This window comes from Rhizobium sp. ZX09 (assembly GCF_017357485.1).
GTDB classification, from domain to species: Bacteria; Pseudomonadota; Alphaproteobacteria; order Rhizobiales; family Rhizobiaceae; genus Agrobacterium; species Agrobacterium pusense.
This window is the reverse complement of the sequence record NZ_CP031363.1, coordinates 241,426-253,851: the sequence shown is the minus strand read 5'-3', so window position 1 is coordinate 253,851 and position 12,426 is coordinate 241,426. Positions and strand designations below refer to the sequence as shown.

Here is a 12,426-nt window from a genome sequence, read left to right as displayed (position 1 = left end):
AGGACAGCAGGCTCGCATGCCCATGACGGTTCCCCTTCCCGCGACAAAACGCGTTTCTCTATTGCCGATTGCGGCCATCATTGTTTCGGCCATCGCCGCCATGCCAGTTCTGGCGATCTTCTGGCTGGCGCTGACCGGCAGCACGGAGGGGTGGCGACATCTTCTCGTCAACGTCCTGCCGCGAGCCGGATTTCGTACGTTCATGCTGCTCGGAGCAACGGCAGCGACGACCGCTTTCTTCGGCATTGTCTGCGCCTGGCTTGTCACCACGTTCGAGTTTCCGCTGCGACGGCTGCTGTCGGCGGCGCTCGTCCTGCCGCTCGCCATTCCATCTTATCTCGCCGCTTATGCGTTCGGTGAGTTTCTCGACTTTACCGGGCCCGTGCAGAGCTTATTGCGTGCCGCTTTCGGCTATCACAGCATACGCGACTACTGGTTTCCTGATATCCGTTCTCTCGGCGGTGCGGTCATCGTCCTGAGCTCGGTGCTCTATCCCTATGTCTATCTCTCGGCCCGTGCCGCCTTTTCCATGCAGGGGCGTTTTGCAGCCGAAGCCGCACGCACGCTCGGCGCAAAGCCTCTCAACGTGTTCTTCTCCGTACAATTGCCGATGGCGCGACCGGCGATTGCCATCGGGCTTTCTCTGGTCTTGATGGAGACCCTCAACGATATCGGCGCGGTCGAATATCTCGGCGTGCAGACGCTGACCTTCACTATTTACGAGACCTGGCTCAACCGCGGCAATCTCGCCAATGCAACGCAGATCGCCGCCGTCATCCTCATCATCGTCGGCGCGCTCATCGTAATCGAACGCAACGCCCGGGAAAAACAGCGCTTCGGCGCACCCAAGGCGACAAACATGAAGCAGCGCCATCGGCTGAAGTCGCTGACCGGCTGGCGGCGCGGCGCGGCAACTGTTTTCTGCTTCCTGCCCGTGACGAGTGGCTTTCTCATTCCCGTCATCGTGCTGGGTGGTTACGCGGCCAAACGGTTCGATGCGCTGCTTGCGCCGAAACTTCTCAAGGCACTCGGGCACAGCCTCGAAGTTTCCTTTACCGCGGCCCTGGTAACGCTGGTTGCGGCTTTCGTCTTTTCATACGCCATCCGCACGGGGCGGTCACGAACCTCGAAGTTTGCCGCCCGCTTCGGCTCCATGGGATATGGGGTGCCGGGAACGGTGCTCGCCATCGGCGTGCTCATTCCACTCGCGGCTCTCGACAATGGGGTGGACGGGTTCTTCCGTACACATTTCGGCTTTTCCACCGGCCTGCTGCTCTCCGGCACCGCGTTTGCCATCATCTATGCGCACACCGTGCGTTTCATGACCATGGCGGAAGGCACGCTGGATGCCGGTTTCCAGAAGCTTTCGCCGCATATCGACATGGCTTCGCGAACGCTTGGGCGGAACCGGGCGCAGACGCTGTTCAGGGTGCTGTTGCCCAATATGCGGCCCGCGGCGTTGACCGCTTTCCTTTTGGTCCTGATCGAATCCATGAAGGAGTTGCCGGCAACCATCCTGCTGAGACCCTTCGGCTTCAATACGCTTGCCACGCTTGTTTACGAGAATGCCTCACGCTCCAAGGTGCAGGATGCCGCCGTACCGGCGATCATCATCATCATCGCCGGGCTTGTCCCCGTCCTTCTCGTTTCCAGGTCGATGGATCATCCTGAAAACCGATGAGCGTCCCGCCAATGAGACAAAAAAGAAAGGCGGCCTTGCGGCCGCCTGGATAAGGTGTGCTTTTCAACGAGAGAAAGGGGGACAATCTCGCCAGATGGAAATTATCAATCCCGGCCATCAGTCATATGACGACCCTGCGTTGGGTTTACTTTCCGCCAACTCCCATTAACAAGCAGTTAAAACCAAAATCGATCAATCACCGACGAAAATTCCTATTCTGGAACCGTAAAGCCCCGAAACTAAATTACAGGTTTCTGATTTTATTGGCGTTTCAACAGTAACGCGAAAAAATCGTAGAATTCTCTCCGGTCAGTTTCGCGCCGCGGCGTGTTCATCGCGCATCCGCTGCAACTCCGTGCGCTTCGAGGCGATTGAGGCGACGATGACGCCGACGGTCACAAGCCCGATCAGGATGGTGCAGATGGCGTTGATTTCCGGGGTCACGCCGAGGCGAACCTGCGAATAGATCTTGATCGGCAGCGTCGTCGCACCCGGTCCGGTGGCGAAGCTGGCAATGACGAGATCATCGAGCGACAGGGTGAAGGCCAGCATCCAGCCGGCAATAACGGCGGGAAAGATCAGCGGCAGGGTGATACGGAAGAAGGTCTTGACCGGTGGGCAACCAAGATCAAGCGCGGCTTCCTCGAGACTTCGATCAAAGGTCAAAAGACGCGACTGCACCACAATCGCCACATAACACATGGTAAAGGTGGTGTGCGCAATGACCACCGTCCAGAAACCGCGATCCACTCCGACGGCCACGAAGAGCAGCAGCAGCGACAGGCCGGTAATCACCTCCGGCATGACGAGCGGGGCATAGATCATGCCGGAAAACAGCACCCGGCCCGGAAAACGCGCAAAGCGCGTCAACGACAGCGCCGCGAGTGTGCCGAGGATGGTGCCGATGGTGGCGCTGAGGATACCCACGCGCAGCGTCACCCAGGCGGCATCCATCAACCCTTCATTCGACCACATGGACCTGTACCATTGCAGCGAGAAGCCGCCCCAGACGGTGACAAGCTTGGAAGCATTGAAGGAATAAACGATCAGGATGATGATCGGGATATAAAGAAAGGCAAAACCGAGTGTGAGGACGGTGATGTCAAATTTTCCGCGCTTCATGGCCTCACCCCACCTTCTTTTGCTGGTTCTGGAAGATGGCGATAGGCACGACCAGCAACAGCAGAAGCAGCACGGCAACGGCTGATGCCAGCGGCCAGTCGCGGTTGCCGAAGAATTCCGTCCAGAGCGTCTTGCCGATCATCAGCGTCTGTGCGCCGCCGAGGAGATCGGGGATGACGAATTCACCTGTTATCGGGATGAAGCAGATCATCGAGCCGGCCACGACACCCGGCAAGGAGAGCGGGAACGTAATCTTCCAGAAGGCTTTCCAAGGCGGGCACCCCAGATCGGCGGCCGCTTCCAGCAGCGTGTTGTCCAGCTTTTCCAGCGCGGAGTAAAGCGGCAGTACCATGAAGGGCAAGTAGGAATAAACGATACCGATGAAGATCGCGGTTTCGGTGCGGAAGATGTTGACCTGCTGGTCCGGCCCGAGCAATCCGAGCCACTGGAACAGCACCGTCAGCAGGCCTTCCGGCTTCAGAATCCCGATCCAGGCGTAAACGCGGATCAGGAACGAAGTCCAGAAAGGCAGGATCACCAGCATAACCAGCGTCGGCCGCACGGAAGACGGCGCGCGGGCCATGGCCAGCGCCATGGGATAACCGATCAGCAAAAGCAGGAAGGTGGAAATGAAGGCGATGCGCAACGACGACAGATAGGCGTCGATGTAGAGCGGGTCTTCCGTCAGGAAGAGGTAATTTTCGAAATCCAGCTGCGAAAAGAAATCACCGAGCCTCGAGAAGCCTTCGAAGACAGGGGTATAGGGCGGCATGGAGATCGCCGTATCCGACAGCGAGATTTTGAAGATGATGAAAAAGGGGGCCGCAAAAAACAGCAGCAGCCAGAAATAGGGAACCGCGACGACCAGCCAGCGCCAGGGGCTTTGCCGGTTTTCGGGAGTGGTGATCGCCATCGAAGCCTCCCTCAGCGCGTCAGGACGAGGCCGGAGTCCGGCTTCCAGTTCAGCCACACCATATCGCCGAAGGTGATCGGGCGATCCACCAGACGCGAGACATTTGCCTGTGCGGCGCGGATGACGCGGCCATCCGCAAGCTTGACGATGAAGACCGAGAAGTCGCCCAGATAGCCGATATCCCATACCTCTCCATAGGCGGAGTTGATGCTGCTATCGGCAGGCTGATCGAGCGAGATGCGCACCTTTTCCGGCCGGATGGCGAAAGCCACCTGGCTACCGGCGGCAGCGGCGCATTCCTGCTCAACCGCCACCTTCAGCCCGTCGCAATCCAGTGTCACGAGGCCGGGCCTGCCGATATCGGAAGCATTGGCGACGACATTGGCGTCGAAAATATTGATGTCACCGATAAAATCGGCCACGTAGCGGCTGTTCGGCGCTTCATATATCTCGGCGGGCGTCGCCACCTGCACGACAATGCCCTTGTCCATGACGGCGATGCGGTCCGACACCGTCATCGCCTCTTCCTGATCGTGGGTGACGATGAGGAAGGTGAGACCGAGATTGGTCTGGATATCCATCAGTTCGAATTGCGTTTCCTCACGCAGCTTCTTGTCGAGCGCGCCGAGCGGCTCATCGAGGAGAAGCACCTTCGGCCGCTTGGCAAGCGATCGGGCAAGCGCCACGCGCTGCCGCTGCCCGCCGGAAAGCTGGCTCGGCTTGCGTTTGGCGAATTCCGTGAGCTTGACGAGGCGCAGCATTTCCTCGACGCGGGCGACGATGTCCGCCTTGGGCAGGCCATCCTGCTCCAGACCGAAAGCGACGTTCTTTTCTACCGACATGTGCGGGAAAAGCGCATATGACTGGAACATCATATTGGTCGGGCGCTTGTAGGGCGGCACGCCGGAAATATCCTTGCCCTGCAGCAGGATGCGGCCCTCGGTCGGCTCCTCGAAACCAGCCAGCATGCGCATCAGCGTGGTCTTGCCGCAACCGGAGGGGCCGAGCAGCGAGAAGAACTCACGCTCGTAAATATCAAGCGTCAGATTGTTGACGGCGACGAAATCACCAAAACGTTTGGTGACGTTTTCAAAGCGGATGAAGGGCACCGCATCGGGATTGTCCCAGGGGCTAAATTTGCGTTTGACCGGCCCTAGAGTTTTCGCCATTCACCCTACCCTCAAATCCCGTTGGTCTGTCGATCGATGCTTCGGGGCGGGCAATACCGGCAGGTAACGGACCTGCCGGCAAAGGATCAGAGGAACAGGCCCGCCGGCCGTTCCTCAACCAGCGGGCGGAGGTGTCAGCTGCCGGTCTTTATCTGCGTCCAGACGCGGTTCAGCACGCGCTGTTCCTTCGGTCCGTAAGGCGAGATCGTGAAGAGCTTCTTCATCGTCTCGGCATCGGGATAGACTGCCGGGTTCTTGGCAACAGACTCATCCATCAGCGCCTGCGAAGCAAGGTTGCCATTGGCGTACTGAACGTAGTTCGACGCCTTGGCAATGACTTCCGGCCGCATCAGATAGTTGATGAAGGCGTGCGCTTCTTCGACATTCTTGGCATCCGCCGGGATGGCAAGGTTGTCGAACCACATGTAGGTGCCTTCCTTCGGGATGACATAATTCACCTCGACGCCATTCTTGGCTTCCTCGGCGCGGCTCTTCGCCTGGAGGATGTCGCCCGACCAGCCGATGGTGATGCAGCTGTCGCCATTCGCCAGTTCATCGATATAGGCGGAGGAGTTGAAGGTCTTCACATAGGGGCGGATCTTCATGTAGACATCGCCGCCCGCCTCGAGATCGGCGGTTTCTTTGCTGTCCGGGTTCTTTCCGAGATAATTCATGGCAATGGCGAAGGTCTCGTCCGAGGCATCGAGAATATTGATGCCGCAGGATTTCAGCTTTTCAGCGTTTTCCGGCCTGAACAGAATATCCCAGCTATCGACCGGAACATCGCCCAGTGCAGCCTTCACCTTGGCGACGTTATAACCGATGCCGGTGGTGCCCCACATGTAGTTCACGGCATATTCGTTGCCGGGGTCGTATTTCGCCAGACGCTCGGAAACCTCGGGCCACATGTTTTTCAGATTCGGCAACTTGGACTTGTCAAGTTTCTGGAACACGCCGGCATTGATCTGGCGGGCGAGAAAGGGGCCAGTGGGCACCACGACATCATATCCGGAGCTGCCGGCCAGCAGCTTGGTTTCCACAAGTTCATTGCTGTCGAAAACGTCATAGACGACCTTGATGCCGGTTTCCTTGGTGAAATCGGCGAGGATCGATTCGTCGATATAATCCGACCAGTTATAGACGTGGACGACCTTTTCCTGGGCCATTGCCGAGCCTGCTGCAACGAGCGCGGTGGTGAGAGCCAAGGTCAGGCGGAGAGAACGGTTTTTCATGATGTCTCCTGTTAACGCATCCTCACGACGGGAGCGTGATCCCCTTTTTTCGGAGAGACTAGAAAGGAAAACAGAAGGGAGCAAGGGGGAAATGTGCAGCACAGCATTTTCAACCAAATGTGCTCCGGTCGCAAAAAAGCGAATGAAAACACCTACTGGAAGTCGAAAACACTGAGGCCGGTGACCATTTCATCCAGCCCCAGCGGCCGCGTGAGCGGCGCTTCCGCCCGCGAAAGACAGCCCTGTCTTTCGCACAGCCGGCACGAAGGACCGACGGCGACGGGCGCAGCGCCCGAAGCGGCCGGGCCATAGACGGTCTCTGCCGCCTGAGCGAAATCGCAGCCCAGAAGCACCGCCGTTCGCCGCACCCTCTCGCCGAAACCAGCCTGCGGACCTTCCAGCGTGCGCGACACCGTGAGGAAAGCATCCCCGTCGGGCATCTCGACCGCTTCCACGAGCACTTGTCCCGGCTGGGCGAAAGCCGCATGAATATTGAGACGCGGACAGAGGCCGCCAAAACGCGCCCTTGGAAAACCGCCGGCCCCCGCAAGGCGAAAACGGTTACCGGCATTGTCGATTTCCATCAGGAAAAACGGGATCGCCGTGGCTGTCGGCCGCTGCAGGCTGACGGTGCGATTGGCCGCCTGTTCAAACGATACGTTGAAGCGCGACCGCAAGACTTCGAGATCGTACTTCGCCCGCTGGGCGGCGCCGAGGAATGCGCCATAGGGCATCATCAACGCATGAGCGGCGTAACGCGCCAGTTCGAAGCGGGCAATGCGTCTCGCCTCTTCCCCTTTCAGGCCAAGCCCTTCAAGCTCCGTACCGATTTCTTCGCGCAGCGCCAGAAGGCAGGTCTCCATCGCCATTTCCCTCAGCTGATCCGGCTGCGACAGGCGCTCGGATAAAAAAAGCCGCATGGAATGCCGGTCGTAACGTCGCCGGAGGTTTGGCATAGCGTGAACCGGCAGGGTGCGGACCACGATGCCGTGGTTTTTCTGGAGCCATGCGCGAACGCCGGAGGCGAGATCATCGCCCGTCGACAAATGTTTGTGGAGGTCTTCCGCAGCCGCATCGATGGAATGGAAGTAGGCCGGGCGGTTTTCAAAGACGTGTCGCACCTCGTCGATCGGCAGGCGGGTGGAGGAAAGCATCGTTTCATGACCCTCCCGCGCCAGAAGATCGGAGAGATCGGAGAGGCGCTGCGCCTGTTCCCGGTAAGCCCGGTATAGCTTGAGAACACCACTTGCCGCATTGGGCGCGGCATCGGCGACCTCAATCAGTTCCTGCGGCGACGGCACTTCGCCGACCAGCAGCGGATCGGCGAAGACCTCGCGCAGCTGCCCGGCGGAACCGGCGCTTTCGCCCTGCAGGTCATCCATATCGACCTTGTACACCGAGGCGAGCTTCAAAAGCAGCTGCACTGTCAGCGGCCGCTGGTTGCGCTCGATGAGATTGAGATAGGACGGCGAAATCGCCAGCGCCTCGGCCATGGCCGTCTGCGTCAGCGCGAGACCGTTGCGAATGCGGCGCACGCGCGGGCCCGCAAAAATCTTGTTTTCCGACACAGCCTTTCCCCTCCACCCCCGTCAACACATACAATTCCATTACAAAATTGACGGATCATACTCTTTTACAAAATTTACATTTTTACAGCGTCACTCTGTCATGCACACTACAGGATAACCTCTTTCAAGTCACTGTTTTTATGTTTGTTCTGGCGATCAAATCTCGAAAAATGTAAATGTAGTCACATCAAACGGCGCCATATGATGTTCAAGACGGCCCGCTACGAAAACCGCATTTTTCATGGGAGAGAGAAGTATGACGGATTTTTACAAACTTGTTCCGGGCGCACCGCAGGGACGTTTCGACGGCATCGAGCGCACCTATACCGCCGCCGACGTGGAGCGGCTGCGCGGCTCTGTCGAAATCCGCCATTCGCTGGCCGAAATGGGTGCGAACCGGCTGTGGAAGCTGATCAACGAGGAGAATTTCGTCAATGCGCTGGGTGCGCTCTCGGGCAACCAGGCCATGCAGATGGTTCGCGCCGGGCTGAAGGCGATTTATCTCTCGGGATGGCAGGTTGCAGCGGATGCGAACACGGCCTCGGCCATGTATCCAGACCAGTCGCTCTATCCCGCCAATGCAGCGCCGGAGCTGGCCAAGCGCATAAACCGCACCCTGCAACGCGCCGACCAGATCGAGACCACGGAGGGCAAGGGCCTTTCTGTCGACACATGGTTCGCGCCGATCGTTGCCGATGCGGAGGCCGGTTTCGGCGGGCCGCTCAACGCCTTCGAGATCATGAAGGCCTTCATCGAGGCAGGCGCAGCAGGTGTTCACTATGAGGATCAGCTGGCATCGGAAAAGAAGTGCGGCCATCTCGGCGGCAAGGTTCTGATCCCGACGGCGGCGCACATCCGCAACCTGACGGCAGCACGGCTTGCGGCCGACGTTATGGGTGTACCAACGCTGGTCATCGCCCGCACGGACGCGGAGGCCGCCAAGCTTCTGACCTCCGATATCGACGAGCGCGACCGTCCCTTCGTGGATTACGATGCCGGGCGCACCGTTGAGGGCTTTTATCAGGTCAAGAACGGTCTGGAGCCCTGCATTGCCCGCGCGGTGGCTTATGCGCCCTATTGCGACCTGATCTGGTGCGAAACATCAAAGCCGGATCTGGAACAGGCGCGCAGGTTTGCTGAAGGCGTGCACAAGGTGCATCCGGGCAAGAAGCTCGCCTACAATTGCTCGCCGTCGTTCAACTGGAAAAAGAACCTCGACGACGCGACGATTGCGAAGTTCCAGCGCGAGCTAGGCGCGATGGGCTACAAGTTCCAGTTCATCACGCTCGCTGGCTTCCACCAGCTCAACTACGGCATGTTCGAACTGGCGCGCGGCTACAGGGACCGGCAGATGGCGGCTTATTCCGAGCTTCAGGAGGCGGAATTCGCAGCAGAGGCCAATGGTTACACCGCCACCAAGCATCAGCGCGAAGTCGGCACCGGCTATTTCGACGCCGTGTCTCTGGCGATCTCTGGCGGCACGTCGTCCACCACGGCCATGAAGGAATCCACCGAGCACGACCAGTTCCGCCCGGCGGCCGAATAAATCAAGAAAACCGCCCTTCCCCATCGCGGGAAGGGCTTGCAAAGCAGATCAAAAACCCCTGACAATAACGAGAGGAGAAATGCCATGAACGCCCACAATCCCATCAAGACGCACGTCAAGGAACGCGCCGAGGAGCAATCCTCCGCCATGACGCAGGATCAGCAGGCTGCCATCCGCATGCTGGCCAATGACCTGCACCGCCTCAACCAGGCCGTCATGAAAGCCGTCGAGGCCGGCGTTTCCGTCGAGCTGGTCCGCTCGGCCCGCCACCATGGCGGCGGCGGCAACTGGGGTGATCTGCTTATCCCCGTCATCGTTGCGCAGGGAAGCGCCGCCTGATCCGCAGCCGGCCTATGCCGGGCGGCCCTTGCGTCCGGCGTAGAGATCGGAATGGCTCTTGATCAGACGGGTCATCCGATCCGCCACCGTCCTGATATCGGGTCGGTGGCGATCGTCATTATTCATGACGATCCATTGATTGTGGCGCAGCGGTTCGATTTCGCCGCCCTCCCGGACGAGGCGCGCATCCGCATCGCCCACGAAACACGGAAGCACCGCGATCCCCGCCCCTGACAGGACAAGATCGAGAAGCGCCGTTGGCCGGTTCACCGTTACGACGATCTCGTTGCTCCGGTTTTCATGCGGCCAGCGAAGATAGGTCGAAATGGCGTTTTCCTCGGCTACCGACAGCCAGCGGTCAGCGACAGTGGCGGCGGCATTGCGCAGCCTGTAGGGAGCGTAGGCAACCTCCCCCGTCTTGATGGCAGCGAGATTGCGCTCCTGCGGCTCGAAAGCGCGGATACCGATATCGTTTTCCCGATGGGCCAGAGACGCCCTCTGCTCGGCGATAAAAAGGTCGATGCGGAAATCATCGCGATCCGTGCAGATGGCGGAGAAGTTGCTGGTCAAGAGCCAGGCATTCCAGGTGCCCACGGCAATCCGCACGATGGACGAGGCCGATGACGCCTTCTGCCACCCCTCGATATCCCTGGCCGCATTCTCCATGGCCTGAAGTCTGTCGAACAACGCACGGCCGTCCACTGTGAGGGCGTATCCCGTCTGGCTGCGGTGGAACAGCGCCTTGCCGATCCGCTCCTCCAGCTCGACCATGCGCCGCCCTATGGTCGCGGGGCTTAAGCCCGTCAGCGCGGCGGCACCCGTCAGGCCACCGCTTCGTGACACATCGAGGAAAAGCTGGTAGGAATCCCAGGTGACGTTTTTCATAATTGAAAAACGTAGCGCATTTTCTTGCGCAGATAAATCAAAAAACGGCGTGCATCATGGCCCTCCGCAGTAAGAAGGAGAGCGAACATGCACGCGATTTTTGCAGCACGGGCCATTATTGAAAATCAGCGACCGCGCACACGGCGTGAAGCCATTCTGCAGGAAGAAAAGTTTTACAGGGATATGGCCGAGGCATCACGGATGTCACGGTTTTTCAGCGCGCTTATCAACTTTGTGAAGGTGAGAAGCCGTCGATCAATGGAAGAGGGCGATAAGGGCTGCGAGAGCACCGGCTGCGATGAGGCTCAGCCGAAAGGCCAACTGCCGGCTCTCGTTGTCAGTGCGGGCGATGGCAATGGCGCGAGGGCGGCGATGTGCAGATCTGTTCATGCGCGGGCTCCAGACGAAAAACTCAACCGACCCATGCCCTGTTAAGGGCTTCCAGCGTGACATCATGTGCAGCGGGATCATTGAGCGATCCGGCCTTGCTGGCATTTGGTCAGGATGACTCCTCCCCCGTTAACAGATTATTAAAAACGCGAGGAAGGGCCACAACTTTACCAACTGAAACTGAGTTGGCGAACAGGTCTCATCCGCTCCGTCACCCCGGACTAGTTCCGGGGTCGAGCGCGATCAAGTCCTTGATCGCGAAAGACTCTTCATGGCGCAGAAGCGCCATGGCTGGATGCCGGATCAAGTCCCGCATGACGAAGGAGAGAGGTCCGATCTTTTCCACGGCCAGAGACGATCACGCGAATTCGCCGGCCGCCTGCCCGGACGCCCAGGCCCACTGGAAATTATAACCGCCGAGCCAGCCGGTCACATCGACACATTCGCCGATGAAATAGAGGCCGGGCGCGGATTTCGCCGCCATGCTGCGGGAATCGAGGCCGGTCGTGTCCACGCCGCCGAGCGTGACCTCCGCGGTGCGATAACCTTCCGAACCGGCGGGCTTGATCTGCCAGTCCTGCACCTCTGCCGCCAGCTTCCCCAGAGCCTTGTCGGACATATCGGCAAGATGGCCGGTGAGGCCGGATTGTTCGACGACATGCTGGGCGAGCCGCTTCGGAAGGATCTCCGACAGGGCGGTCTGGGCGGACTGACGGCCGTTTTTCTGTTTGGCCTGCTTCAACACCGCGGCCAAATCGCGATGCGGCTCAAGCTTCAGGCGGATGGGATTGCCCTCGCGCCAGTATGAGGAGATTTGCAGTATGGAAGGACCGCTCAAACCGCGATGGGTGAACAATAGCGCTTCCTCGAACGAGGTTTTGCCATGGGAAACCTCAGCCGGAACAGCGACACCGGCAAGCGGGCTCAGCTTTTCCAGAAGACCGGGATCAAGCGTCAGCGGAACGAGGCCGGGGCGGGTTTCAATGAGCTTGAGGCCGAACTGTTCGGCGATCTGGTAGGCAAAACCCGTCGCGCCCATCTTCGGGATAGACTTGCCGCCTGTCGCGACGACGAGGCTCTCCGCCTCGATGACGCCACCCGAGGTCGACACCCGAAAACGGCCGCCGTCATGGGTCACGGCGGAGACTGACGTTTCGAGCCGAAGCTTCGCATTCACCGCCTGCATTTCAGCCAGCAGCATGCGGATGATATCCTTGGCGCTGTCATCACAGAAAAGCTGGCCGAGCGTCTTTTCGTGCCAAGAGATACGGTGTTTTTCGACAAGGGCGATGAAATCGCGCGGCGTATATCGGGCAAGCGCGGATTTGGCGAAATGCGGGTTGGCAGAGAGATAATTCCTCGGCCCGGCGTGGATATTGGTAAAGTTACAGCGACCACCGCCGGAGATGCGGATCTTTTCGCCCGGCGCTTTCGCATGGTCGAGAACGACGACGGAGCGGCCGCGCTGGCCGGCGCGGATGGCGCACATCATGCCGGCGGCGCCCGCCCCCAAAATCAGCACGTCACATTTATCTGCCATCATTCCATCCGTTTCGTTTCCTTTCCTCTTTTCCAAGTGCC

At 59.3% G+C, this 12,426-nt stretch carries 11 protein-coding genes; 3 read left to right on the top strand and 8 right to left on the bottom strand.

Annotated features, from left to right (window positions below):
* Positions 1 to 16 precede the first annotated feature (16 nt).
* A complete protein-coding gene (locus BTN45_RS01220; RefSeq protein WP_207588615.1) occupies positions 17 to 1,681 on the top strand; it encodes an iron ABC transporter permease in 1,665 nt (554 codons plus the stop codon).
* Positions 1,682 to 1,990: 309 nt separating this feature from the next.
* Here the strand turns inward: BTN45_RS01220 and BTN45_RS01215 are convergent, their stop codons facing one another.
* The 5 genes from BTN45_RS01215 to BTN45_RS01195 all read right to left on the bottom strand — a co-directional run bounded on the left by BTN45_RS01215 (position 1,991) and on the right by BTN45_RS01195 (position 7,685).
* Positions 1,991 to 2,803, bottom strand: a complete 813-nt coding sequence (locus BTN45_RS01215) for an ABC transporter permease subunit (RefSeq protein WP_004440083.1) — start codon at positions 2,801 to 2,803, stop codon at positions 1,991 to 1,993.
* 4 nt (positions 2,804 to 2,807) lie between these two features.
* A complete protein-coding gene (locus BTN45_RS01210) occupies positions 2,808 to 3,716 on the bottom strand; it encodes an ABC transporter permease subunit (RefSeq protein ID WP_004440081.1) in 909 nt (302 codons plus the stop codon).
* A gap of 11 nt (positions 3,717 to 3,727) precedes the next feature.
* Positions 3,728 to 4,885 (bottom strand): ABC transporter ATP-binding protein, encoded by a 1,158-nt coding sequence (locus tag BTN45_RS01205; RefSeq protein WP_022555646.1) that lies wholly within the window; start codon positions 4,883 to 4,885, stop codon positions 3,728 to 3,730.
* Positions 4,886 to 5,019: 134 nt separating this feature from the next.
* Positions 5,020 to 6,117: a polyamine ABC transporter substrate-binding protein gene (locus BTN45_RS01200; protein ID WP_207588613.1), complete on the bottom strand. Its 1,098-nt coding sequence runs from the start codon at positions 6,115 to 6,117 to the stop codon at positions 5,020 to 5,022.
* A 152-nt stretch (positions 6,118 to 6,269) separates the two neighbouring features.
* On the bottom strand, positions 6,270 to 7,685 hold the full coding sequence (locus BTN45_RS01195) for a helix-turn-helix domain-containing protein (protein ID WP_207588610.1): 1,416 nt from the start codon (positions 7,683 to 7,685) through the stop codon (positions 6,270 to 6,272).
* Positions 7,686 to 7,941: 256 nt separating this feature from the next.
* On the opposite strand from BTN45_RS01195, the gene aceA reads away from it, so the two are divergent.
* Positions 7,942 to 9,231: an isocitrate lyase gene (gene aceA / locus BTN45_RS01190; RefSeq protein ID WP_142181868.1), complete on the top strand. Its 1,290-nt coding sequence runs from the start codon at positions 7,942 to 7,944 to the stop codon at positions 9,229 to 9,231.
* An 84-nt stretch (positions 9,232 to 9,315) separates the two neighbouring features.
* Positions 9,316 to 9,570 (top strand): hypothetical protein, encoded by a 255-nt coding sequence (locus BTN45_RS01185; RefSeq protein WP_022555643.1) that lies wholly within the window; start codon positions 9,316 to 9,318, stop codon positions 9,568 to 9,570.
* Between the two features lie 12 nt (positions 9,571 to 9,582).
* Here BTN45_RS01185 and BTN45_RS01180 read toward each other — a convergent pair whose 3' ends face one another.
* The 3 genes from BTN45_RS01180 to BTN45_RS01175 form a co-directional block, all read right to left on the bottom strand.
* Positions 9,583 to 10,455: a LysR family transcriptional regulator gene (locus BTN45_RS01180; RefSeq protein WP_004440070.1), complete on the bottom strand. Its 873-nt coding sequence runs from the start codon at positions 10,453 to 10,455 to the stop codon at positions 9,583 to 9,585.
* Positions 10,456 to 10,710: 255 nt separating this feature from the next.
* Positions 10,711 to 10,845, bottom strand: a complete 135-nt coding sequence (locus BTN45_RS26585; RefSeq protein WP_262621252.1) for a hypothetical protein — start codon at positions 10,843 to 10,845, stop codon at positions 10,711 to 10,713.
* A gap of 358 nt (positions 10,846 to 11,203) precedes the next feature.
* Positions 11,204 to 12,388 carry an NAD(P)/FAD-dependent oxidoreductase gene (locus tag BTN45_RS01175; protein WP_142181870.1) on the bottom strand — a complete coding sequence of 395 codons (1,185 nt, stop codon included), beginning with the start codon at positions 12,386 to 12,388 and terminating at the stop codon, positions 11,204 to 11,206.
* Between the last annotated feature and the right edge of the window lie 38 nt (positions 12,389 to 12,426).

Coding starts and splice junctions, on each gene's coding strand:
- BTN45_RS01220 (WP_207588615.1), top strand. CDS start 17: ATGCCCATGACGGTTCCCCTTCCCGCGACAAAACGCGTTTCTCTATTG.
- BTN45_RS01215 (WP_004440083.1), bottom strand. CDS start 2,803: ATGAAGCGCGGAAAATTTGACATCACCGTCCTCACACTCGGTTTTGCC.
- BTN45_RS01210 (WP_004440081.1), bottom strand. CDS start 3,716: ATGGCGATCACCACTCCCGAAAACCGGCAAAGCCCCTGGCGCTGGCTG.
- BTN45_RS01205 (WP_022555646.1), bottom strand. CDS start 4,885: ATGGCGAAAACTCTAGGGCCGGTCAAACGCAAATTTAGCCCCTGGGAC.
- BTN45_RS01200 (WP_207588613.1), bottom strand. CDS start 6,117: ATGAAAAACCGTTCTCTCCGCCTGACCTTGGCTCTCACCACCGCGCTC.
- aceA (WP_142181868.1), top strand. CDS start 7,942: ATGACGGATTTTTACAAACTTGTTCCGGGCGCACCGCAGGGACGTTTC.
- BTN45_RS01185 (WP_022555643.1), top strand. CDS start 9,316: ATGAACGCCCACAATCCCATCAAGACGCACGTCAAGGAACGCGCCGAG.
- BTN45_RS01180 (WP_004440070.1), bottom strand. CDS start 10,455: ATGAAAAACGTCACCTGGGATTCCTACCAGCTTTTCCTCGATGTGTCA.
- BTN45_RS26585 (WP_262621252.1), bottom strand. CDS start 10,845: ATGAACAGATCTGCACATCGCCGCCCTCGCGCCATTGCCATCGCCCGC.
- BTN45_RS01175 (WP_142181870.1), bottom strand. CDS start 12,388: ATGATGGCAGATAAATGTGACGTGCTGATTTTGGGGGCGGGCGCCGCC.